Source organism: Streptomyces sp. NPDC001108 (assembly GCF_053598535.1).
Genome location: NZ_JBSFKL010000009.1, coordinates 228,372 through 251,677, shown reverse-complemented (window position 1 = coordinate 251,677; position 23,306 = coordinate 228,372). Strand labels below are relative to the sequence as shown.

The following is a 23,306-nucleotide window of genomic DNA, read 5'->3' as shown; positions in this document are numbered from 1 at the left end:
CGACGGGCTCAGCGCACCAGCAGGTCGACCACCCCCGTCAGGTCCTCGTCGCCGCCGCCCCCGGCCAGGCGGCGGCGCATCAGGTCGAAGTAGGGGCGGAGCAGTTCCGCGCTCACCCCCTGCTCCTCGGCGGCGCGCAGGAAGGCGGGCGTACCGGCCACCTGCATGGCGAGGTTGGACACCACGCCCTCGGTGTAGTCGCCGCTGCGCAGGTTCGCGGCCGTCCGGTGCACCGACGGGGCCATCGCGACGAGCCAGTCGGCCAGCAGCGGGGCGAACGCCACGGGGTCGACGTCCTCCTTCCGGATCAGGGCGAAGGCGTGCGCGGCCCCGGCGAACATCCCGTACATGGCACCGAGCAGGGCCATGTCGTACAGGGCCGCGAACCCCGGGTCCGTACCGACCCAGGTGGCCCCGGCCGGAACGCCCAGGGTCTCCCGGTGCTCCTCGAACAGCTCCCGGGAGCCGCTGTGGAGGATGTAGCCGCCCGCGCCCGGGACGCCGATCATCGGGGGTACGGCCATGATCCCGCCGTCCAGGTAGCGGGCGCCGCGCTCCTGGGCCCACCGGGCGCGGGCGCGGGCCTCGGCCGGGGTGCCGGTGGTCAGGTCGACCAGGTCCTTGCCGGCCAGGTCGACGCCGTCCAGCACGGTGGCGACGGAGGCGCCGTCCAGCAGGCAGACGACGACCAGCCGGTTCGCCGCGACCGCCGCGGCGGCATCGTCCGCGGCCCGCGCGCCCTCGCCGACGAGCGCGGCCGCGCGGGCGGGGGTGCGGTTCCAGACGGTGAGCGGATGGCCCTCGGCGAGCCAGGCCCGGGCCAGGGCCGTCCCCATGGCGCCGAGGCCCAGCAGGGTCAGAGGAGCCTTCACGCCGGAGGTCTCCACGGTCTTCTTCTCGGTCGTTCCGACCAGGTGCTGTGTCATGGGGTCGAGGCTGCTGGCCGCCGCGGAAACGATCAAGTACGCACTTCGGAGTGGGTGGTTACCCTCGGGTGAGCAAGCACGTCGAAGGGGTGGGGGCATGGCGACGCTGAACCGGCCGGGCACGCCGGAAGGGCATGTCTGCGGGATCGACACCGCGATGGAAGTGATCGGCGGCAAGTGGAAGGTGCTCGTCCTGTGGGCGCTCCACGAGCACCCCCGCCTCCGCTTCGGCGAGCTGCGCCGGAAGCTGCCCGGGGTCACCGAGAAGGTGCTCGCCTCCCACCTGCGGGAGATGGAGGCGGACGGTGTGGTGCGCCGCGTCTCCTACGAGGAGGTCCCGCCCCGCGTCGAGTACTCGCTGACCGAGGACGGCACCCGCCTCAACGAAGCGCTCCGCCCGCTGGCCGTCTGGGGCCGGGAGCGGGCGGCCGCCCCCTGAGCCCCTTCCGCGCGGGCTGACAGAATCGACGGCATGGCGGACATCATCCAGCGCGACGGGACCTGGACCTTCGACGGCGAGGCGGTACGGATCGTGCCCGGCCGGGGCAAGGGCATCCATCCGATCCGGGAGGCGCTCGGGGAACGGGTCGTCCCGCTGAACGCCCTGGCGGGCATCTCCTTCGAGCCGGACCGCAAGGGCGGCCGGCTGCGGTTGCGGCTGCGCGACGGGGCGTGCCCGGTGCTGCGCGCCGCCGACGGCCGGCTGACCGGCGCGGCGGACCCGTACCAACTGGCCGTGGAGAAGGACCGCGAGGGGGTGGCGGAGTACTTCGTCGACGCGGTCCGCAACGCCCTGCTGGTCGAGCAGGTGCCCACCGGCCCGGTCGACGGCTTCCTGCTGCCGGGGCCCTCGCTGCCGGTCGCCGGTGGCGGCGGGGACGGCACGGCCTCCTTCGACGGGGAGACGGTCCGGCTCACCTGGAACTGGAAGGCCGCCGAGGCCAAGTCCGCGCACGGCCCGGTGGCGTTCCCGGTGGCGGAGGTGGCGGACGTGCGCTGGATGCCCGCCATCGGCCTGGAGAACGGACACCTCCGCTTCGTCCGGGCCGGGGTTCCGGCGTCGCCGCTCCCGCCCGAGAAGGACCCGTACTCGCTGGACCTGTGGGGGCTGTCGAAGAAGGAGCACACGGCGGCGCTGGTCGCGGCGGCGGTCCTGGTGCGGCTGCCCGGCACCCCGGCCGACACCGGTGCCTGTACCGGCCCGGACGCCCTGCCCCAGGCCGAACCCGGTGCCGGCACCGGTGCCGAGCCCGCGGCGATCGCGCCCCCGGCCGGGAGCGACGACCACGACGTACTTCTGCGCAGACTCCGCGAGCTCGGCGACCTGCACCGGGCCGGGGTTCTCACGGACGACGAGTTCACCGCCGCCAAGCAGGCCGTGCTGAAGCGCCTGTAGGGCGTGACCGGGCGGCCCACCCCGCCCCGAGACCGCAATCACACCCATCCCTGCCCGATATCGGGCAGGATTGTTGCATAAGCGTCTCATCGACCGCAGTATCAACGAGTGCTCGAACGCCGCCCGTCGCACGACGACCTCATCGACCACCTGGTGCGCAGCACCGCGCTCCAGCGCGGTGAGGCCGCCCGGGTGGTCCTCGACGTGCTGGCGTACTTCGACGAGACCACCGAGGACTTCGTCCGCCGCCGCCACCGCGAACTGCAGTCCGGCGGCCTGGTCAACGCGGAGATCTTCGAACGGATCGCGGCCGAGCTGCCGCACCGCGCGGTCGCACCGCCGGAGCTCTCGCTCCGCCAGCTGCGCCGCATCGTCTACGGCTGAAGCGGCCGCACCGCCCACGGGCGGGCGGACGGGCAGGCGCACGAGCACCAGGAACACATCGTCGGAGGGGCAGAGACTCTATGTGCGGAATCGTCGGATACATCGGGAAGCGCGACGTGGCTCCCCTGCTGCTGGAGGGGCTGCAGCGGCTGGAGTACCGGGGTTACGACTCCGCGGGCATCGTCATCACCGGCAAGGCGACGGCCGGCAAGCCCGCCGCGCTGCGGATGGTGAAGGCGAAGGGCCGGGTCCGCGAGCTGGAGGCCCGCGTCCCCAAGCGCTTCACCGGCACCACCGGTATCGCCCACACCCGCTGGGCCACCCACGGCGCCCCGAGCGACGAGAACGCGCACCCGCACCTGGACGCCGACAACAAGGTCGCCGTCGTCCACAACGGGATCATCGACAACGCCTCCGAGCTGCGCACCCGGCTCGTCGCCGACGGCGTCGTCTTCCTCTCCGAGACCGACACCGAGGTGCTGGTCCACCTGATCGCCCGCTCCCCGGCGGACACCCTGGAGGAGAAGGTCCGCGAGGCGCTGCGCTCGGTCGAGGGCACGTACGGCATCGCCGTCATGCACGCCGACTTCAACGACCGCATCGTGGTCGCCCGCAACGGCTCCCCGGTCGTCCTCGGCATCGGCGAGAAGGAGATGTTCGTCGCCTCGGACGTCGCCGCGCTGGTCGCCCACACCCGCCAGGTCGTGACCCTGGACGACGGCGAGATGGCCACCCTCAAGGCCGACGACTTCCGTACGTACACCACGGAGGGCTCGTCCACGACGGCCACGCCGACCACCGTGGAGTGGGAGGCCGAGTCGTACGACATGGGCGGCCACGACACGTACATGCACAAGGAGATCTCCGAGCAGGCCGACGCCGTGGACCGGGTGCTGCGCGGCCGGATCGACGACCGGTTCGCCACCGTGCACCTGGGCGGCCTCAACCTGGACGCCCGCGAGGCCCGCGGGGTCCGCCGGATCAAGATCCTGGGCTGCGGCACCTCGTACCACGCGGGCCAGATCGGCGCCCAGCTGATCGAGGAGCTGGCCCGCATCCCCGCGGACGCCGAGCCGGCCTCCGAGTTCCGCTACCGCAACCCGGTCGTCGACCCGGACACGCTGTACGTCGCGGTCTCCCAGTCCGGCGAGACGTACGACGTGCTGGCCGCCGTCCAGGAGCTCAAGCGCAAGGGCGCCCGGGTGCTCGGCGTCGTCAACGTGGTGGGCTCGGCCATCGCCCGCGAGGCCGACGGCGGTACGTACGTCCACGCCGGCCCCGAGGTCTGCGTGGTCTCCACCAAGTGCTTCACCAACACGGTGGTCGCCTTCGCGCTGCTCGCCCTGCACCTGGGCCGCATCCGTGACCTGTCGGTCGCCGACGGCAAGCGGATCATCGAGGGGCTGCGCAAGCTCCCCGCCCAGATCAGCGAGATCCTCGCCAACGAGGACGAGATCAAGAGGATGGCCGCCGAGTACGCGGACGCCAAGTCGATGATGTTCATCGGCCGGGTGCGCGGTTACCCGGTCGCCCGCGAGGCGTCGCTGAAGCTCAAGGAGGTCTCGTACATCCACGCCGAGGCGTACCCGGCCTCCGAGCTGAAGCACGGGCCGCTGGCCCTGATCGAGCCCGCGATGCCGACGGTCGCGATCGTGCCCGACGACGACCTGCTGGAGAAGAACCGGGCCGCGCTGGAGGAGATCAAGGCCCGGGACGGCCGCATCCTCGCCGTCGCCCACCAGGTGCAGGAGAAGGCCGACCACACCATCGTCGTCCCGAAGAACGAGAACGAGCTGGACCCGATCCTGATGGGCATCCCGCTCCAGCTCTTCGCGTACCACACGGCGCTGGCCATGGGCCGTGACATCGACAAGCCGCGCAACCTGGCGAAGTCCGTCACGGTCGAGTAGGTCCACCCGCCCCGCGCCCGTACGTCCCGTACGCCGTCGCCCCGCCGGTCCGTCAACACCGTGCTTCCACGGACGAGTTGACTCATGACCGGCGGGGCGACGCCCGTTCGGGGAACGGCTTGGGAAAAGGATCGGGGAAACGGGTCGGGAAAACAGATCGGGAAACCGGTCAGGGGATGACGACGACCGGGCGCTGCGCACGCCGTGCGAGGCGGCCGGCCACCGAGCCGAAGATGCGGCCGACGACGCCGTGCGTGGAGCCCACGACGATGGCGTCCGCCGAGTACTCCCGCCCGACCTCCTCCAGCTCGTGGCAGATGTCCCCGCCGCGCTCGACCAGCACCCAGGGCACCTCGGAGAGGTAGTCCGCGCAGGCGAGCTCCAGCCCGAGGACCTCGGTGCGGTGATCGGGCACATCGACGAAGACGGGTGGTTCGCAGCCCGCCCAGACCGTGGTGGGCAACCGGTTGGCGACATGGACGATGATCAGGCCGGAACCCGATCTTCGGGCCATTCCGATGGCATAGGCGAGGGCCCGCTCACTGGAGGTCGAGCCGTCGAAACCGACCACCACTCCGTGGCGGAAGGCCGGATCGCAGGAATGACGTGCTTCTTCGACCGCCAGCGGGTCCGACAGGTGGTCGGCTACCTGCTTGCGGTCGGCGGGTTCAGGGATTTCGTGACCGGCCATCGGTGTCTCGGCGAAGAGAGTCCTCGTGAGGAGAGCGACTGGGGAAGGTGCGCCAGCAGGCGGTGTTGCGGTGTCCGGGAATCATCTTCCCAACCCCTTACCCCCAAGGGTACGGCGCCACTCCTCCACCGCCCAGATCCGCGCAAAGCGCGCTCGACGTGTCACGGAGCATGCCCGAGGCGGTCCCGGATGGCAATGGCGCCTGTGTCGTACACCGACGCCGCGAGCCCCCCGGCGGTCCCTCTCGGTGATCGCGCGCAGCCGAATGCGTCACCCCGCCCACACGGAGTTCGGCCACCGGCCCCCGTACGCCCCGAAGCGCCCCGCGACACGGCCGTCGGCCCTCCCGGGACGGTGGATCACCCCAGAGGCCCCACCGCGCCCGCCGCGGCCCGCCCGCCCCGCTCCGGCCCCCGGCGCACCCCGTTCCGGCAGCCACATGGCCGGAGACACACACCTGGCGCGTGGGCGGAATCCAGTCGCCGCGTGTCGCCGGTGCCGTCTTGCCCGTAATCGACCGTCCTGCCTGCTCCGGGGGCGCGCAGAAGCGGTTGTTCAGCCGGGTTGTGCGCCGGTTCATTGACCGAATCACGTATGCACAACCATCTATTTCAAGCCAACTTCACCTCCCTGCCCGTTCCTTGCCGAAATGGCCGACGAACCCCCTTGCACCAGGCAGGAAGAGACCGCGCGGTACGCTTCTGCCCAACGGGGACGGGCCATCAATGCGCAGCGCACTTCCCTCTGCGTCCTCCAGATGCAACGCTTCGTGATCGAACGCTTCCCGCCAAGTGACCTTGTCGACATAACGCCGGTGGGCGAACTTGTCACCTCGGCACCACGGGACGCAGTAGATTCGATCTTGGGTTTCGAAGTCTGGGGAACCCGCGCAGGACCGAGGGGAAAAGTGCAGCAGCGACAGGCCCGTAAGGACCAGGGAGACGCGAACACCGAGGGGGGCTTAGCGTCATGAGCCAGGACTCCGCCACCGCAACGGAGGCTGTACGGAAGCTCAGCGGCCGTCGGCGACGTGAAGTCGTCGCCGTGCTGCTGTTCAGCGGCGGCCCCATCTTCGAGAGCTCGATCCCGCTCTCCGTGTTCGGAATCGACCGTCAGGACGCGGGAGTTCCGCGCTACCGCCTGCTCGTGTGCGGTGGCGAGGAAGGACCGCTTCGTACCACCGGCGGGCTCGAACTGACCGCGCCGTACGGGCTGGAGGCGATCAGCAGGGCCGGCACCGTCGTGGTGCCCGCCTGGCGCTCGATCACTTCGCCGCCGCCCGCAGAGGCACTGGACGCGCTCCGCCGCGCCCATGAGGAAGGCGCCCGCATCGTCGGGCTGTGCACGGGCGCGTTCGTGCTCGCCGCCGCGGGCCTGCTCGACGGCCGCCCCGCGACCACCCACTGGATGTACGCACCGACGCTGGCCAAGCGCTACCCGTCGGTGCACGTCGACCCGCGCGAGCTCTTCGTCGACGACGGCGACGTGCTCACCTCCGCCGGAACGGCGGCCGGGATCGACCTCTGTCTGCACATCGTCCGTACGGACCACGGCACGGAGGCCGCCGGGGCACTGGCCCGCCGGCTCGTCGTGCCGCCCCGGCGCAGTGGCGGTCAGGAGCGCTACCTCGACAGGTCTTTACCTGAAGAGATCGGCTCCGACCCGCTCGCCGAGGTCGTGGCCTGGGCCCTGGAGCATCTGCACGAGCAGTTCGACGTGGAGACGCTGGCGGCGCGCGCCTACATGAGCAGGCGGACCTTCGACCGGAGGTTCCGTTCGCTCACCGGCAGCGCACCGCTCCAGTGGCTGATCACCCAGCGGGTGCTGCAGGCGCAGCGGCTGCTGGAGACGTCCGAGTACTCGGTCGACGAGGTGGCGGGCCGCTGCGGCTTCCGCTCGCCGGTCGCGCTGCGCGGGCATTTCCGGCGTCAGCTGGGCTCCTCCCCCGCGGCGTACCGGGCCGCCTACCGGGCCCGTCGCCCGCAGGGCGGGGATCCGGTGCCTCCGGTGCCGGAGACGGTGGTGCCCGTCCAGGGCGGCGCGATGCTCCGGCGGGCCGCGGGCCCGCAGGTGATCACGCCGCCACAGCCCGGCCCGGTCCCGCCCGAGCCGGGGAAGCCCGGACCCGACGCGTACACGACCGGACGCCCGACCCTGCCGGGGCAGCGCAGCGCCCCGTAGGGTGGGGCCATGAACGATCGCATGGTGTGGATCGACTGCGAGATGACCGGGCTCTCGCTGACGGACGACGCACTCATCGAGGTGGCCGCACTGGTCACCGACTCGGAGCTGAACGTGCTCGGCGAAGGGGTGGACATCGTGATCCGCCCGCCGGACGCGGCCCTGGAGACGATGCCCGAGGTGGTACGGCAGATGCATACCGCCTCGGGCCTCCTCGACGAGCTGGCCGGGGGTACCACCCTGGCCGACGCCGAGGCCCAGGTACTGAACTATGTCCGCGAGCATGTGAAGGAGCCCGGCAAGGCTCCCCTCTGCGGGAACTCGGTCGCCACCGACCGCGGATTCCTGGCCCGGGACATGTCCGCCCTGGAGGGCTACCTCCACTACCGGATCGTCGACGTCTCCTCGATCAAGGAACTGGCCCGGCGCTGGTACCCGAGGGCGTACTTCAACAGTCCGGAGAAGAACGGCAACCACCGGGCGCTCGCGGACATCCGCGACTCCATCACGGAGCTGCGCTACTACCGCGAGGCGGTCTTCGTGCCGCAGCCGGGCCCGGACTCGGAGCGCGCGAAGGCCGTCGCGGCCCACGTCTCGCGCCCCGCGTCGTAGCGCCCCCGCCAGCCTTAGTTCTGTGGCGTCCGCGCCGTGGGCCCGTGCGGCGGGCCCGTGTCGCGGGCGCGTGTCGTAGCCCTCTGCGAAGCCGCTGGTCATGGCCTTTCCGCGAGCATTTCGAGGACATGGCCCAGCGGCCGAACAACTTGGGAGCGAGCACCCTCTCGGACCCTGTACACTTTTTCTCGGCCGGTCGGAAAGACCGGACACGGTGGGTATAGCTCAGCTGGTAGAGCACCTGGTTGTGGTCCAGGATGTCGCGGGTTCGAGTCCCGTTACTCACCCTGAGGGAAGGGCCCCGGTCTTCGGACCGGGGCCCTTCGCGTTTCCTCTGGTGCGCCTGCGCCCCAGGGGCGCCCCCACCGGCCGATCGACCGGTGTCGTCCGCATCACATCCCCAAAGTCCTCGCCCCGGGCGCGCGTGCGCGCCATTCAGGCAGATGCGCGGACTCCGACCGGCGGACGAACAGCCCCGACCGGTCGCACGCTCCCCACCCCGGAGGAGCTGACCTGGGACCGGACCACCGGACGAGCCCGCATGTCCTGGACGTGGAGGCGTGGGGCTGCCCCTGCCGCGCGAGCGCGACACCGTCCGGCGTACAGCAGGAGCAGGAGGTGCGGCGCGGCACATTCGGGACCGGGCCGCCATCGCCCTCGGCGTCCCGAACGGGCTTCCCGAGAAGACATTCTTCGAATGCGTTACGGAGTACCGCGACTATCTGCGGGCACCGAAAAACGCGCGGCGGTATCGCTGATTCCCCTGGTCTTCTCTTCACCTCCCCTTGACCGGCGGCACTGGTGTGGGAACCCCTCTGACGTGCCATGATGAGCGAACGCCCTTTGCTATCAGCGATGTTGGCTCATTAACCGCACAAAAGAGGAGGAGGGTTGGTGAACGGCACCAGAAAGGACGTTCGCAAGATAGAGGTGTCGCTGAAATGGCAACCGAGCCCCGCCGGTGAGCCTGCCAGCCACCTGGACATCGTCGCTGCGACCTACCTGACGGCTGCCCCGCACGGAGACCCCTCGTACATAGTGCACTGGGACAGCCGCTCCCCGGACGGCACCATCTACCTGAACCGGGACAGCAAGGACGGCAAGGGTTTCGGCTGGGACGAGGTCATGACGCTGGAACTCGACCGCCTCGACGCCCGGTACGGGCGTGTGGTCGTCGGCGTCGTCATCCACCAGAAGGCCCGCCGCAGGACGTTCGACGGCGTACTCGACCGCGGCCTGCGCCTGCGCGAGGGCTACACCGTCCTGGCCGAGGACGACTTCGGTGGCATCCTGGAGGCGACGGCGGCGACGGTCGGCGAGTTCGTGCGCGAGGACTCCGGGCGGTGGAACTTCAACCCCGGGATCCGCGGATACGACGAGGAGCCGGACACCTTCATGAGGATCATGGGCAACCCCGTCGAGCAGTGACCGAGGCCGGCACCGCCCGACCCGGCAACTCCCGTTCCCGGCCTCCTCGATCCCGTGCCCGGAAACACCTCCGCCCCTTCCCGCGCCACGGCATGGGGAGGGGCGGTCCCGTCACCGTATCCACCTGGTACTGCTGGGCCCCGCGTGTGCACGAGGGGCTCAGGACGAGTCGCGGATCATCAGTTCGGTGGGGAGGACGATCTGGGGGCGTTGCTGGGGGTCGCGGTCGATTTCTTCGAGGAGGACCCGGGCCATGGTGCGGCCCATTTCCTCGATCGGCTGGCGGACGCTGGTGAGGGGTGGGTCCATGTGGCGGGCCACTGCCGAGTCGTCGAAGCCGATGAGGGCCACGTCGTCCGGGACGCGGCGGCCGGACTCGCGGAGGACCTGGCGGGCGCCCGCGGCCATGACGTCGGAGGCGGCGAAGACCGCGTCGACGTCGGGGCGGCGGGCGAGGAGTTCGCGCATGGCGTGGGCGCCGCCCTCCTCGGTGAAGTCGGCGGGGGCGATGAGTTGTTCGTCGGGGGCGAGGCCGGTGGCCGTGATCGCGTCCCGGTAGCCGTCGAGGCGGCGGCGGGCGCCGTACACGTCCAGGGGGCCGGTGATCGTGGCGATGGCGCGGCGGCCGCGGGCGTGCAGGTGGTCCACGGCGGCGCGGGCGCCGGCGAAGTTGTCGGAGTCGACGGAGGCGAGCTTCTCGGAGGCCGACCTGCGGCCGCTCATCACGGCCGGCATGCCGAGCTGTTCCAGCAGGTCGGGCAGGGGGTCGTCGGCGTGTACGGACACCAGCAGCACTCCGTCCACGCGGTGCGCGGTCAGGTACTGGACCAGGCGGCGGCGCTCGCGGTCGTTGCCGACGAGGGTGAGCAGCAGCTGCATGTCGGTGTCGGCGAGGGCCGCGCCGACCCCTCGGACGATGTCGGAGAAGAACGGCTCGGCGAAGAAGCGGGTCTCCGGCTCGGGCACCACCAGGGCGATGGCGTCCGTGCGGTTCCCGGCGAGGGCGCGGGCCGCTCGGTTGGGTACGTAGCCCAGTTCGGCGACGGCCGCCTCCACCGCCTCGCGGGTCCGTGCGCTGACCCGGGGCGAGCCGTTGATGACGCGCGAGGCCGTGCCTCGCCCCACCCCCGCCCGTGCCGCGACCTCTTCGAGCGTGGGCCGGCCACCGCTCCGTACTCGCGCTGCCGCCATGGCTGCCTCCCGTTCGCGGTCAATTTCTCATAGCCGGACGCCCGGACCAAAGTCCGGGCATCGGGCCCCGCAGCACCCGTACGGGTCGGGCGGCAGCTCCGCACCGCCTTTCTGGGAGCGCTCCCAATTCTAGGCGCGGGAGAGTGGCGGAGACCCGGACCGGGGTGGCCGGGTCTCCTGGAGGCGAGGGGGCGGGATCAGGGGGTCGTGGGCGGGAGGGCGTTGCGGCGGATGACGTCGGTGTACCAGTGGGCGCTTGCCTTGGGGATGCGGCGCTGGGTGGAGTAGTCGACGTACACCGTGCCGAAGCGCTTGGAGTAGCCGTACGCCCACTCGAAGTTGTCCATCAGGGACCAGAGGAAGTAGCCGCGGACGTCGGCTCCGTCGGCGACCGCGCGGCGGACGGCGTCGAGGTGGCCGTGGAGGTAGGCGATGCGTTCGGGGTCGGCGACATGGCCCTCGGGTGCGATGTAGTCGTCGAAGGCGGCGCCGTTCTCGGTGACCATCAGCGGCAGTTCGGGGTTCTCGCGGGCCACGTCGAGCAGCAGGTCGTGCAGGCCGTCCGGGTCGATCGCCCAGTTCATCGCGGTGCGCTCGCGGCCCTCGGCGAGGTGGAAGGCGACATGCTCGGAGCCGGGCCACGGGGAGTGGTCGCTGTTGCCGTGCCCGTCGTCGCGGGAGTCGCCTGCGCCGTCGGCGGGGGTGGAGACCACGGTGGGGGTGTAGTAGTTGACGCCCAGGATGTCGACCGGGGTGGAGATGGCGGCCAGGTCGCCGTCCTGGATCAGCTCCGGCCAGTCGACCAGGTGGCCGGTGTCGGCGAGCAGGTCCTCCGGGTACGCGCCGCGCAGCATCGGGCCGGTGAAGATCCGGTTGCCGACCGCGTCGATCCGGCGGGCGGCGTCCGCGTCGGCGGCGCTGCCGGTCAGCGGGCGGACGTGGTGGAGGTTGAGGGTGACCGAGATCTGCGCGGCAGCGGGGAGGTGGTCGCGCAGGATCCCGGTCGCCCGGCCGTGGGCGAGGTTGAGGTGGTGGGCGGCGCTCAGGGCGGCGGCGGGCTCGGTGCGGCCCGGGGCGTGCACGCCGGAGCCGTATCCGAGGAAGGCCGAGCACCAGGGCTCGTTCAGGGTGGTCCAGGTGGTGACGCGGTCGCCGAGCGCGCGGCCCATGATGTCGGCGTAGTCGGCGAAGCGGTCGGCGGTGATCCGCTGGGGCCAGCCGCCCGCGTCCTCCAGGTCCTGGGGCAGGTCCCAGTGGTAGAGGGTGGCGACGGGGGCGATGCCCGCTTCGAGGAGCTCGTCGACGAGCCGGCGGTAGAAGTCCAGGCCGCGTTCGACGGCCGGGCCGCGGCCGGTGGGCTGCACCCGGGGCCAGGAGATCGAGAAGCGGTAGGCGGTGAGGCCGAGCCGCTTCATCAGGGCCACGTCGTCGCGGTAGCGGTGGTAGTGGTCGGCGGCGATGTCCCCGGTGTCGCCGTTGCGGACCTTGCCCGGGGTGCGGCTGAAGGTGTCCCAGATGGAGGGGGTGCGGCCGTCCTCGGCGGCGGCGCCCTCGATCTGGTAGGCGGCGGTGGCCGCCCCCCAGACGAAGCCGGGCGGGAACTGCGCCGCCTGGCCGGCGGCGGGCTGCGGGGCGGTGGCGGACTTCGGGGCGGTTTCGGGTCGTACGGCAGTCATGCGGGAGCGCTCCCAGGGTGTGCGGAGGGGATGGGGGGCAGGACGGGCAGGCGGAGGGGTGGCCGGCCGGGGAGAGGCCCGGCCACCCCTTGACGGCGGGGTGGCCGGACGGGCCGGTGTCACCTCTGGCGGAGAAGTGGGCCGGGGCGGGCCCGGGGTCACTCCTGATGACGGCGGGGTGGCCGGGGCGGGCCCGGTGTCACCCCTTGACGGCGCCGGACATGATGCCGCCGACGATCCGCTTGCCGAAGATCACGAACACCACGAGCAGCGGCAGCGTGCTGATCAGGGCACCGGCCATGACGATGCTCTGATCGGGGGTGTAGGAGGCGCTCAGCTGGCCGAGGGCCACCTGGAGCGTGGGGTTCTGCTGGTTGAGCGCGAGGTAGGGCCAGAAGAAGTCGTTCCACGCCTGGACGAAGGTGAGCATGCCCAGCACCATCATCGCGGGGCGGGCGACCGGCAGGACGACGCTGAGCACGATGCGGAAGTTGTTCGCGCCGTCGATCTTGGCGGCCTCGACGAGTTCGTAGGGCAGCGCCTCGCTCAGGTACTGCCGCATGAAGAACACGCCGAACGCGCTGACCAGGGTCGGGAAGATCACCGACTCCAGCCGGCCGCCCCAGCCGATGTCGGACATCATCATGAACAGCGGTACGACGCTGAGCTGCGGCGGGATGGTGAGCGTGGCGATGACGCCGGTCATCAGCGCGCCCCGGCCCCGGAAGCGCATCTTGGCGAAGGCGTAGCCGGCCAGGGTGCAGAAGAAGAGCGTCGCGGCGGTGATGCAGCTGGAGACGATGACGCTGTTGACGATGGCCTTGCCGAGGTTGGCGTCGTTCCAGGCCGCGTCGAGGTTGTGCAGGAGCCGCCCGCCGGGCAGGAACGGCGGGGTGGTGGCGAGGACTTCGTCCTGGGTGTGGGACGCGGCCACCAGCGTCCAGTAGAGCGGCAGCAGCGAGCCGATGCCGACGACGGCCAGGGCGATGTACGCGAACGGTCCGCCCTTCAGCTGCTGTCCCGCGCCGGGCCGGAAGCGGATCGGGCGCCGGGCCTCCCGGCGGGCGGCCGGGGCGGTCGGGGCGGCGGCCCCGGCGGTGGGGTCCGGGGTCTTCGTGGGGCTGGTCGTGGTCATGAGAGTCGCTCCCGGTCAGACCGCGGATGTGCGTACGAAGCGGCCGACGAGCCAGTTGGCCGCGGCGATGATCAGCAGCAGGGCGAGCATCGCCCAGGCGACGGCGGCGGCCGGGCCGAGGTGCCCGAGGTTCCAGCCGTAGTTGTAGAGGTAGACGCTGAGCGTCTCGTACTGATTCTCGTTGCCGCCGATGGCGCCGAGGCGGCCGCCCTCCAGCAGCAGCGGTTCACCGAAGAGCTGCATGGAACCGATGGTGGAGATGACGATCGTGAAGAGGATCGTGGGCCGCAGCGAAGGGATGGTCACCTTGCGGAACTGCTGCCAGCGCGAGGCGCCGTCCAGCGAGGCCGCCTCGTACAGATCGGTCGGTACGGCCTGCATGGCGGCCAGGTAGATCAGGGCGTTGTAGCCGGTCCAGCGCCAGATCACGATGACGGAGATGGCGATCTTCGAAGTCCAGTGCCCGTTGGCCCAGTTGGTGTCGCCGAGGCCGACGAATTGCAGCACCCAGTTGAGCAGGCCGCCGTCGGCCCGGAAGACCAGGGCGAAGACGAGCGCGGCGGAGGCCACCGAGGTGGCGTACGGGGTGAGGACGACGGTCCGCCAGAAGGTGCTGGCGCGGAGCCGGTAGTTGAGCAGATGGGCCAGGCCCAGGGCGACCAGCAGCTGCGGGACCGTCGACATGACGCCGATCAGGAAGGTGTTGGCGACGGCCGTCCAGAACTCGGAGTCGTGCAGGATCGCGTCGAAGTTGCCCCAGCCGACCCACTCCATCCGGTCGAGCCCGGTCATCTCCACCCGGTGCAGGGCTATCCAACCGGTGTAGATCAGCGGGTAGAGCCCGAACGCGCCGAAGACCAGGAAGAACGGGGCGATGTAGGCGTACGGCGATGCCTTGTCGTCGAAGCGCCACAGCCGGCTCCGCCAGGCCCGCCGGGAGGCGGCTGCCGGGGCGTGCGGAGATCCGCCGGGTGGCGGGACGTGTGCGTCCCGGGTGGGAGTCGAGGGGGCCACGGGCGGGAGTCCTTCCCTGGGATGCGGGTGCGTACCGACGGACGGGCGTACCGGTGCGCGGGCGACGGACGGGCTGCGGGGTGAGGGAGCACGGGCCGGTGCGGGCGCGCCCGGAAGGGGCGGCGCCCGCACCGGTGACGGTCAGCCGATCGCCTTGTCGATCGCGTCGGTCGCGGCCTTCCACGCCTTGTCGGGGTCGGTGCCCCGCTGCTCCATGTTGGTGATCTGGGTGGAGATGGTGTCCTTGATGGTGGCGTCCTTCGGGCCGAGCACCGCCTCGGGGATGGTCTTGGCCTCGTCGGCGTAGATCTGCCCGATCGGGGCGTCGTTGAAGTACGGGAGCTTCGCGTTCTTCACGTCGGGCAGTTCGTAGGCGCCCTTGTTGGACGGGAAGACCCCGATCGCCTTGAAGACGGCGGCCTGCTGCTCGGGGGCGGTCAGCCACTTCACGAGCTTGCCGGCCTCCTCGACGTTCTTGCCCGACTTGGGCACGGCGAGGAAGGAGCCGCCCCAGTTGGCGGCGGTGGCGCCGGGCGCGGTGGTGATGTCCCACTTGCCCTTGTTGCCCTCACCGGCGTTGACGGAGATCTGTCCGGCCATCCACGCGGGGCAGGTCACGGTGGCGACGGTGCCCTTGCGCAGGGCGGGGACCCAGGTGTTGGTGTCGAACTGGGCGAGCCCCTGGGAGAGCTTCTTCGCGGCGACCTCGGAGGCGAGCTTCCAGCCCTGCTGGACGCTGGGGCTCTCCTTGTAGACCGGCTTGCCGCTCTTGTCGTAGTACTGCTCGGCGTTGGAGCTGACCACCGCGTTGAACATGGCGCTGGCGGAGTCCATGAAGTACGTGCCCGCGGGCGCCTTCTTCTTGTACTCCTCGCCCAGCTTGAGGTAGTCCTCCCAGCCGCCCGCGATCCGCTTGGCGACCTCCTCGCGGTCGGTCGGCAGCCCGGCCTTCTTGAACAGGTCGGCGTTGTAGCAGAGCGACATCGGACCGATGTCGGTCCCGGCGCCGATCACCGCGCCGTTGGCGGCGGTGGCCTGCTTCGCCTTCCACGAGACCCACTCGTTGACGTCGATGACCTTGCTCAGGTCGGCGAAGGAGTCCGCCTTGGTGTCGACGATCTCCTTGATCCGGCCGACCTCGATGCCCTGGATGTCGGCGAGCCCGCTGCCCGAGTTCAGCTGCTGGAGCAGCTTGGGGTAGTAGACCTTCTCGTCGGCGGTGACGTCTTCCTTGATCGTGACGTTCGGGTGGAGTTCGTGGTACTTGGCGAAGAGCCCGGCCTCCTTGTAGCCGAACTGTCCGAAGTCGGCGATCGTCAGCGTGACGTTCCCGTCCTTGTCGGGCCCCTTGCTGCCCGACGTGTCCGAGTCGCTGCTGCAGCCCGTCAGCAGCAGGGCCGAGACCGTCAGGCCCGTGGTGGCCAGAACCGCGGCTCTGCGGCTCGGACCGGCGACGGTGCGGGTGATGCGCATTCCACTACTCCTTGTTCCGGGTGGGACGTGCCGGGGGTGGGGCTCGGTGTTCCGGTCGCGCGGCACGGCCGGCGGCGGGAACGGGAGCGGGCGGTGGGGGACCCGTCCGACGTGGGAGCGCTCCCACGCGTCGATGTCGGAAGGTTCCTGCCTTGAAGGGGTGGGTGTCAAGAGTTGAAGACGCTTCCGTTGCCCGAGTGTGTCCGGTAAGTCATGGGACCGTGTCCCGCCCGGGTCTTGCCGCGATCCGTATACAGGCCGGGCGACTTCGCCCCCTCGACGGGAACACGCAGGTCAGGACGGGTTGCCGGGGGACGGTACGGGGATGGGCGCCGCGACGGGGCGCGTCCGGGCCGGAGCGGGCGCCGGCCGGCCCGCCCGGAGGGGCCGCCCGCCGGAAGGTGAACGGGGTACGGCCTGGCGGGGCGGACGGGGGCGGCTCGCCCGCCTTCCCCGTTCGAGGCTTCGAAGGCGGCGTGGAGCCGGCGGCTCCGACGCGGGGAGCCGGCCCGAAGGGGATTGCGGGCCCCGAAGCACCGCGGACCCGAAGCCCCGGAGTCGCGCGCGCCCGGGACGCCTCGAAGCCGTCCGCCCTCCGCCTACGCCTCCCGCAGCCGGGCCAGGGTGGATTCGAGTTCGGTCTGCGCGGCACGGCCCGCCGCCTCCGCGTCCCCGGCGACGACCGCCCGTACCAGCGCGTCATGGGTGGCGTCGCCGTGGCCCGGGTCCTCGCGGCGGAGGCCGAAGAGCTCCACGAGGTCGATCAGCCCCTGGCGCAGCGCGGGTGCGAACTCGCCGAAGACGTCGGTCAGTACGGGGTTGTGCGCGGCGGCCACCACCGCCCGGTGCAGCGCGATGTCCGCGTCGACGAACTCCGCGTCCCCCGCGGCCCCCGCCGCCCGGCGCGCGGCCAGCGCCTCGTCCAGGGCGGTCAGGTCCTCGTCCGTGCGGCGGCGGGCGGCGAGCCGGGCCGCCTGGACCTCGATCAGCATGCGGACCTCGTAGACGTCCGTGACCGCGGCGCGGCGCAGCCGGGTCGGCCAGTCCTCCGTCGGCCGGTCGGCGATGACGAAGACGCCCGCGCCCTGCCGGGACTGGAGCAGCCCGAGCGTGGCCAGGGTGCGCACCGCCTCGCGGACCGTGGAGCGGCCCACACCGAGCGTCCTGGCCAGGGTGGTCTCCCCGGGGATACGGGTGCCGACCGGCCAGTGCCCCTCGGTGATCTGTTCGCGCAGATGGTGCGTGGCCTGTTCGACCAGGGGGCTGGGGCGGAGCGGACCGAGGGAGGACACCGGGGTTCACCTGTCAGGTTGTCTGAGGACTTGGTTCGTGGCTACTGTACCGGCATGACGCTCAGCGGTCTCCTTCTTCTCGGCTGCCGCGGCGGGGCCTGAAGCGACCGGCACCCCGCCGCGGGTCGCCGTGCTGTGCCGGTCGCCTCCGGCGATGCGAGAAGAGACCGTCCTCATGTCCGACCCCATGCCCGGCTCCGCGTCCGACACCACGCCCGGCCCCGTACCCGGCACCGCGTCCGACCGACCGTCACCGATGCACGGCTTCCCCACGATCTGCACCCCGCGCGGGCCCGTGCCCGCCGACGCCCCGCGCTGGAACCCGCAGCGCGCCGGCTCCATGCCCTCCCACCGCTACCGCTCCGCCTTCGAGCGGGTGGCGGTCCCGCTGACCGGCCGCACCTGGCCGCAGGCCCGCATCGAACGCGCCCCGCTCTGGGTGCCGGTGGACCTGCGCGACGGCAACCAGGCACTGGCCGAGCCGATGGACACCCCGCGCAAGCGCCTGATGTTCGACCTGCTGGTGGCGATGGGGTTCAAGGAGATCGAGGTCGGCTACCCGTCCGCGAGCCGCACCGACTTCGACTTCGTCCGCCACCTGGCCGACACCGGCGCGGTACCGGACGACGTGACCGTGGTCGTCTTCACCCCGGCCAGGGCGGAGCTGATCGAGCGGACCTTCGAGTCCGTCGCGGGGCTGGCGCGGGCGGTCGTCCATCTGTACATCCCGACCGCGCCGGTCTGGCGCGAGGTGGTGCTCGGCCGCGACCGGGCCGAACTGCTCTCCGTGGTCATGGAGTCCGCCCGGCTGATGGAACGGCTGGCGCGGGCGCGGCCCGGCACGGACATCCGGTTCGAGTTCTCCCCCGAGGTCTTCGTACTCACCGAGCCGGACTTCGTCCTGGAGATCTGCAACGGCCTCACCGCGCTGTGGGACGCCTCACCGGACCGGCCGGTGATCCACAACCTGCCCGCCACGGTGGAGATCGCGACGCCGAACGTGTACGCCGACCAGATCGAGTACATGCACCGCCATCTGGACCGGCGGGACTCGGTGATCCTCTCCGTCCACCCGCACAACGACCGGGGCACCGGCACCGCGTGCGCCGAACTCGCCGTTCTGGCGGGGGCGCAGCGGGTGGAGGGCTGTCTGTTCGGCAACGGGGAGCGCACCGGCAACGTGGACCTGGTCAACCTGGCCCTCAACCTGCACGCCCAGGGCGTCGATCCGATGATCGACTTCTCCGACATCGACGAGATCCGCCGCACGGTGGAGTACTGCAACCGGCTGCCGGTGCCGCCGCGCCACCCCTACGGCGGCGACCTGGTGTACACCGCCTTCTCCGGCACCCACCAGGACGCCATCAGCAAGGGGCTCGCCCGGCTGGCGGACGGGTCCGACGAGCCGTGGTCGGTGCCGTACCTGCCGATCGACCCGGCGGACGTGGGGCGCACGTACGAGGCGGTCATCCGGGTCAACAGCCAGTCGGGGAAGGGCGGTATCGCCCATCTGCTGCGCAGCGTCCACGGGGTGGACCTGCCGCCCCGGCTGCGCGCGGACTTCTCCCGTACGGTGCAGAACGCGACCGACGACAGCGGCCGGGAGGCCACCGCTAAGGATCTGTGGGAGCTGTTCGAGGCGGCGTACCTGCGGCCGGGGCGGGACGGGCAGGTGGCGCTGACCTCCTGGTCGACGGACCGGAATCCGGCGGGCGAGCACCGGTTCGTCTGCACCCTGCGGGTGGACGACCGGGAGGGCGACTACGAGGGCACGGGCAACGGCCCGGTCTCCGCGTTCACCCGCGCGCTGGCCGCCGCCGGCATCGAAGTGGACGTCCTCGACTTCACGGAGCACGCGACGGGCGCCGGCCGGGGCAGCCCGGCGATGGCGTACGCGGAGTGCCGGGTGGGCGGCCGGCGGTGCTGGGGTGCGGGGCGGGACACCTCGGTCCTCACCGCCTCGATCCTGGCGGTGCTGTCGGCGGTGAACCGGGCGGAGGGGGCGTTCGACCGCCCGGCGTAGGGCGTCACCCGGCGTAGGGCGTGACCCGACGCCGGGCACAGCCGCCCCGGACCCGGCCCCCGGCCCCCGGCCCCCGACCCCTGGCTCCGGCTCCGGCTCCGCGCTCAGCCGAAGGCGGTGGGCGGCGGCGCCGGGGAGGGGCGGGCGGCGGCGTCGTGGACGGGTGCGGCGCCGCCGGTGAAATCGGCCAGGGCCCGCCCGTGTTCGACGCGGCCGGGGTGCGGGTCGGTGGCCACCTTGCGGGTCAGCTCCGCGAGCCTCGGCGGCAGGTCGGAGGCGAGCAGTACGGCGTTGCCGAAGCGCTTGCCGCGCCACACGGCCGGGTCGGCGGCGAGCGCGAGTTCCGGGAAGACCGTGGCGGCGGTGGCGATCTGGCCGCGCAGATGGGCCAGCGGGGGCCCGTCGGCGAGGTTGGCGACGTAGCTCCCGCCGGGCTTCAGGACGCGGCGGACCTCGGCGAGGAATTCGGTGCTGGTGAGATGGGCGGGGGTGCGGGCCCCGCTGAAGACGTCGGCGATGACCAGGTCCGCCCAGCCGTCCTGGATCTTCCCGAGGCCGGCGCGGGCGTCGGTGGCCCGGACCCGGATCCTGGCCTGCGGGTCCAGCGGGAGTTCCCGGCGCACCAACTGGACGAGGGCGGCGTCCACCTCGACGATCTGCTGGGTGGAGCGGGGCCGGGTCGCGGCGATGTAGCGGGCGAGCGTGAAGGCCCCGCCGCCCAGGTGGACGACGTGCAGCGGCTGTCCGGGCGGGGCGAGGAGGTCGACGACATGGCCGATCCTGCGCTGGTACTCGAAGGACAGGAACGTCGGGTCGTCGAGGTCCACATGGGACTGCGGGGCCCCGTCCAGCGTCAGCGTCCAGGCCCGGGGCCGCTCCCGGTCGGGTACGAGTTCGGCGAGGCCGCCGTCCACCGGTTCGGCGACGGGCTCCGTCCCGCGCCCGCCCCGGCCACCGGCCGCGCCGCCGGCCTTCCCGGTCTTCCGGTCGGACCGCTTGCGGGCGCCCGCGCCCCCGTCCGACGACGTACCTCGACGTGCCACCGCTGCTCGTGCCCGCTCACTGCTCTTCGTTCCGGGCCGGTACGGGACCGGCCGTGGCGGAAGGACCCGCCCACCCGCTCAATTATGGGCGCATGGGCGGGGCGGGCGGTCAGCGACAGCTGTCGGCGGCCTCGATGAGCCGGGCCGCCCGGTCGAGCGCGACCCGCAGGTCCGCCGGGTCGGTGACCGGGGCGTCGGCCTCGGGCAGCAGCCAGCCGCTGCCGAGGACGGGCGGCTCGGCCGGGATCCGCAGCCCCCGTCCGGCGGTCCGGGTGCAGGCGCTGCCGGGTACGTCCCACGCGTCGGCGGTGCCCGGCGGCACCAGGAACCCGAGGGTGTCGCAGGCGCCGTCGTGCAGGACGGGGCCGACCCGCTGCTCGGCCTCGCGGCGCAGGATGTCCACGGCCTCCAGCCCCTGCCGGGCCGGGACGGTCACCAGATCGCAGGGGACCGCGCCGTACTCGTCGGGCATGGCGCCGTACTCCTCGGGGAGCGCGGCGGACGCCGGGGGGTCGGCGGCGGCCGGGGTCGTCGCAGTGGTCGGTGGTTCGGTCTCCGTGCCGAGATGCAACAAGGGACCTCTCCTCTCATCGCCGGGCGGAGCCGGATGCCGTGGTCACATGGACCAACGCGCCGACCGCGTCAAGGGCTACGGTGGCACGCCGCCGCAAAGGGTGGCAGTTCATGGCGGATCCCGCCCGTAATGCCCTCTTTGTCAAGAAACGTCGTGTGTGGAGATCCACAACTCCCGGTACGTTCTAGCTCCGTCGGGTCATCCGCCGGGACACCGGACGCTTTGGGCCCGGCTGCAGAGGTGCTGCAGAAGAGAGGTCCCGCGCATGGTGTCGTCAGGGGCAGTGCCCAACCTCGCCTTCCGGCGGCTGCGCGGACAGCGTTCCGCCGGGGAGTTCGCTGCCGCCGTACGCAGGTCGGCTCGTGAGATCGGCGAGCAGGTCGCGTGCGACGCCCGGTACATCGGTCGCGTGGAGTCCGGCGAGATCCGCTGCCCCAACTACGCGTACGAACGGGTCTTCCTGCACATGTTCCCCGGCACGACCCTGGTGGATCTGGGCTTCTCACCGCGCGAATCCGTGCGCGGCCGGGCGGCGCGGTCCACCGCCCCCTCCCCACCACCCCCCACTCCCCCCAGCAACCCCGACGAGGAGAGCGACGTGCTGCGTCGCGTATTCATGACGAGCGGCACCACCTTGGCCGCAACCCTGGGCCTGAGTCTCAACGGCGCGTCCGCCGCCGAGGCCTCGCTCCCCCACCCCCGCCGGGTCGGCGAGAGAGAGGTGAGCGCCGTCGAGAAGGCGGTGCGGCAGATCCGGCTGCTCGACGACCGGCACGGCGCCGACGGCCTGTACCGCAAGGCCTCCCGCCCCCTGCGGATGGCGTACGCCCTGCTGGACGCCGGGCCCAGCGCCCGGCGCTCCACCGCCGACCGGCTGCACGCCGGAGCGGGCGAGCTGGCCATCTCGGTGGGCTGGCTGGCCCACGACTCGGGCCGGTGGGAGGACGCCCGCTCGCACTACGCGGAGGCGCTGGCCACGGCGCGGGTCTCCGGTGATCCGGCGCTGGAGGCGCACGCGTTCTGCAACACGTCCTTCCTGGCCCGGGACATCGGGCGGCACCGCGAGGCGGTGCGCGCGGCGGAGGCCGGGCAGCGGGTGGCGCAGCCGCTGGGCTCGCACCGGCTCCAGGCGCTGCTGGCGCTGCGGGAGGCGGGCGGCCGGGCCGGGCTCGGTGACCGTACGGGGTGCGAGCGGGCCATCGGCCGGGCGCTGACCGCCTTCGGCCGGGGGCCGGGCGACTCCGACCCGGAGTGGATGAGCTTCTTCCGGGAGGCGGAGCTGGAGATGCTGGAGGCGCAGTGCTGGTCGGCGCTGGGCGACTGGTCGCGGGCGGCCCGGCACGCCCGGCGCGCCACCCGGCTCCAGGACCCGCACTTCACCCGGAACCTGGCCCTGTACCGCACCGAACTGACCTGGGACCTGGCCCGCGCGGGCCGGGCCGAGGAGGCGGCGGCCACCGGCCACCAGGTGCTCGACCTGCTGGAGAACGTCCGGTCCACCCGGATCCGGGGGATGCTCGCGGCGGCGGTGGAGGCGCTCCGGCCGCAGCGGGCCACGGCCGAGGTGCGGGAGTTCCTGGACCGGTACGAGGCGGTGGCCCCGGCGTAGGGGCCGCCCCCGGGAGCGGCGCCCGGCCCGGATTCCCGGCAGGGTGGCGTTCAGCCCTCCAGGTGTCCGGTGTCGTTCCAGCGGTGGATCGCCGGGGCGCCGTAGGCCCAGCCCAGTACGGAGAGCGAGGTCGGGTCGAGCCGGACGCGCGCCCCGAACGACAGGTCCTCGCCGAGCCAGCGCGCGCCCAGGGCCCGCAGGATGTGGCCGTGGGCGAATACCAGTACGTCGCGGTCGGCCGAGCGGGCCCATGCCACGATCTCGTCGGCGCGGGCGGAGAGCTCGGCCCTGGTCTCCCCGTCCGGCACCCCGTCGCGCCAGATGAACCAGTCCGGCCGGATCGCCTTGATCTCGGCCGGGGTCATCCCCTCGTAGGCGCCGTAGTCCCACTCCAGGAGCGCGTCCCACGGCTCGGCCCGGTCGCCGAAGCCGGCGATCTCGCAGGTCTCGCTGGCCCGCAGCAGCGGGCTGGTGCGCACCTCCACGTCCGGCAGCCCGTTCCACGGCGCCCGCCGCAGCCGCTCGCCGAGGAGCTTCGCGCCCGCCCGGCCGGAGTCGAGCAGCGGGATGTCCGTCCTGCCGGTGTGGTTGCCGTTGACGGACCATTCCGTCTGGCCGTGCCGGGCGAGCAGGATACGCGGTGCCATGACGGCTCTCCCTGTGCTGACTGTGCCGAAGTCTGTACTGATGAGGTCTGTCCCGGGATCCGTGCCGACCGCGCCGAGGTCCGGGGCCGACCGGATCTGCC

At 72.1% G+C, this 23,306-nt stretch carries 20 protein-coding genes and 1 tRNA gene; 10 read left to right on the top strand and 11 right to left on the bottom strand.

The genetic code is table 11. The annotated features are described in order from the left end of the window. Nucleotides 1-8: 8 nt before the first annotated feature. Nucleotides 9-926, bottom strand: coding sequence for an NAD(P)-dependent oxidoreductase (locus ACWC97_RS21695; RefSeq protein WP_352273831.1), 918 nt, complete (start codon nt 924-926; stop codon nt 9-11). Between the two features lie 97 nt (nt 927-1,023). Between ACWC97_RS21695 and ACWC97_RS21690 the strand changes: the two genes are divergently transcribed. The 4 genes from ACWC97_RS21690 to glmS all read left to right on the top strand — a co-directional run bounded on the left by ACWC97_RS21690 (nt 1,024) and on the right by glmS (nt 4,616). Beyond that, nucleotides 1,024-1,365 (top strand): winged helix-turn-helix transcriptional regulator, encoded by a 342-nt coding sequence (locus ACWC97_RS21690; RefSeq protein WP_450650955.1) that lies wholly within the window; start codon nt 1,024-1,026, stop codon nt 1,363-1,365. Nucleotides 1,366-1,398: 33 nt separating this feature from the next. Further along, nucleotides 1,399-2,322 carry a DUF4429 domain-containing protein gene (locus ACWC97_RS21685; protein ID WP_450650953.1) on the top strand — a complete coding sequence of 308 codons (924 nt, stop codon included), beginning with the start codon at nt 1,399-1,401 and terminating at the stop codon, nt 2,320-2,322. 108 nt (nt 2,323-2,430) lie between these two features. Continuing rightward, nucleotides 2,431-2,706 (top strand): hypothetical protein, encoded by a 276-nt coding sequence (locus ACWC97_RS21680; protein WP_352273828.1) that lies wholly within the window; start codon nt 2,431-2,433, stop codon nt 2,704-2,706. An 80-nt stretch (nt 2,707-2,786) separates the two neighbouring features. Next, the gene (glmS, locus tag ACWC97_RS21675) at nt 2,787-4,616 is read left to right on the top strand and encodes a glutamine--fructose-6-phosphate transaminase (isomerizing) (protein ID WP_352273827.1); all 1,830 of its coding nucleotides are present in this window, start codon (nt 2,787-2,789) and stop codon (nt 4,614-4,616) included. Between the two features lie 169 nt (nt 4,617-4,785). Here the strand turns inward: glmS and ACWC97_RS21670 are convergent, their stop codons facing one another. Next, nucleotides 4,786-5,307: a universal stress protein gene (locus ACWC97_RS21670; protein WP_352273826.1), complete on the bottom strand. Its 522-nt coding sequence runs from the start codon at nt 5,305-5,307 to the stop codon at nt 4,786-4,788. Nucleotides 5,308-6,276: 969 nt separating this feature from the next. Here ACWC97_RS21670 and ACWC97_RS21665 point away from each other — a divergent pair. The 4 genes from ACWC97_RS21665 (at nt 6,277) to ACWC97_RS21650 (ending at nt 9,528) form a co-directional block, all read left to right on the top strand. Beyond that, nucleotides 6,277-7,488 (top strand): helix-turn-helix domain-containing protein, encoded by a 1,212-nt coding sequence (locus ACWC97_RS21665; RefSeq protein ID WP_352273825.1) that lies wholly within the window; start codon nt 6,277-6,279, stop codon nt 7,486-7,488. Nucleotides 7,489-7,497: 9 nt separating this feature from the next. Further along, nucleotides 7,498-8,100, top strand: coding sequence for an oligoribonuclease (gene orn, locus ACWC97_RS21660; protein WP_352273824.1), 603 nt, complete (start codon nt 7,498-7,500; stop codon nt 8,098-8,100). A gap of 214 nt (nt 8,101-8,314) precedes the next feature. Next, nucleotides 8,315-8,387 (top strand) — tRNA-His (locus ACWC97_RS21655). A 607-nt stretch (nt 8,388-8,994) separates the two neighbouring features. Then, nucleotides 8,995-9,528: a TerD family protein gene (locus tag ACWC97_RS21650; protein WP_450650950.1), complete on the top strand. Its 534-nt coding sequence runs from the start codon at nt 8,995-8,997 to the stop codon at nt 9,526-9,528. Between the two features lie 159 nt (nt 9,529-9,687). Here the strand turns inward: ACWC97_RS21650 and ACWC97_RS21645 are convergent, their stop codons facing one another. The 6 genes from ACWC97_RS21645 to ACWC97_RS21620 all read right to left on the bottom strand — a co-directional run bounded on the left by ACWC97_RS21645 (nt 9,688) and on the right by ACWC97_RS21620 (nt 17,309). Continuing rightward, complete coding sequence (locus tag ACWC97_RS21645) at nt 9,688-10,719, bottom strand: LacI family DNA-binding transcriptional regulator (protein WP_450650948.1); 1,032 nt, start codon at nt 10,717-10,719, stop codon at nt 9,688-9,690. Nucleotides 10,720-10,916: 197 nt separating this feature from the next. Next, on the bottom strand, nt 10,917-12,395 hold the full coding sequence (locus tag ACWC97_RS21640; RefSeq protein WP_352273821.1) for a GH1 family beta-glucosidase: 1,479 nt from the start codon (nt 12,393-12,395) through the stop codon (nt 10,917-10,919). Between the two features lie 199 nt (nt 12,396-12,594). Next, a complete protein-coding gene (locus ACWC97_RS21635; protein WP_352273820.1) occupies nt 12,595-13,530 on the bottom strand; it encodes a carbohydrate ABC transporter permease in 936 nt (311 codons plus the stop codon). Nucleotides 13,531-13,545: 15 nt separating this feature from the next. Next, entirely contained in the window at nt 13,546-14,544 is a 999-nt protein-coding gene (locus tag ACWC97_RS21630; protein ID WP_352273819.1) for a carbohydrate ABC transporter permease, read from the bottom strand. Between the two features lie 141 nt (nt 14,545-14,685). Then, nucleotides 14,686-16,017, bottom strand: coding sequence for an ABC transporter substrate-binding protein (locus ACWC97_RS21625; protein ID WP_352273818.1), 1,332 nt, complete (start codon nt 16,015-16,017; stop codon nt 14,686-14,688). Between the two features lie 599 nt (nt 16,018-16,616). Further along, the gene (locus ACWC97_RS21620; protein WP_352273817.1) at nt 16,617-17,309 is read right to left on the bottom strand and encodes a FadR/GntR family transcriptional regulator; all 693 of its coding nucleotides are present in this window, start codon (nt 17,307-17,309) and stop codon (nt 16,617-16,619) included. A 256-nt stretch (nt 17,310-17,565) separates the two neighbouring features. Here ACWC97_RS21620 and leuA point away from each other — a divergent pair, with 256 nt between their 5' ends. Then, complete coding sequence (gene leuA / locus ACWC97_RS21615) at nt 17,566-19,332, top strand: 2-isopropylmalate synthase (RefSeq protein WP_450651067.1); 1,767 nt, start codon at nt 17,566-17,568, stop codon at nt 19,330-19,332. Nucleotides 19,333-19,436: 104 nt separating this feature from the next. Here leuA and ACWC97_RS21610 read toward each other — a convergent pair whose 3' ends face one another. After that, complete coding sequence (locus ACWC97_RS21610; protein WP_352273816.1) at nt 19,437-20,375, bottom strand: spermidine synthase; 939 nt, start codon at nt 20,373-20,375, stop codon at nt 19,437-19,439. 109 nt (nt 20,376-20,484) lie between these two features. Continuing rightward, the gene (locus tag ACWC97_RS21605) at nt 20,485-20,946 is read right to left on the bottom strand and encodes a hypothetical protein (RefSeq protein WP_385210380.1); all 462 of its coding nucleotides are present in this window, start codon (nt 20,944-20,946) and stop codon (nt 20,485-20,487) included. Between the two features lie 268 nt (nt 20,947-21,214). Here ACWC97_RS21605 and ACWC97_RS21600 point away from each other — a divergent pair, with 268 nt between their 5' ends. After that, nucleotides 21,215-22,558, top strand: a complete 1,344-nt coding sequence (locus tag ACWC97_RS21600; protein WP_352273814.1) for a tetratricopeptide repeat protein — start codon at nt 21,215-21,217, stop codon at nt 22,556-22,558. A 50-nt stretch (nt 22,559-22,608) separates the two neighbouring features. On the opposite strand, the gene ACWC97_RS21595 is transcribed toward ACWC97_RS21600, so the two are convergent. Continuing rightward, nucleotides 22,609-23,205 carry a histidine phosphatase family protein gene (locus ACWC97_RS21595; RefSeq protein ID WP_450650944.1) on the bottom strand — a complete coding sequence of 199 codons (597 nt, stop codon included), beginning with the start codon at nt 23,203-23,205 and terminating at the stop codon, nt 22,609-22,611. Between the last annotated feature and the right edge of the window lie 101 nt (nt 23,206-23,306).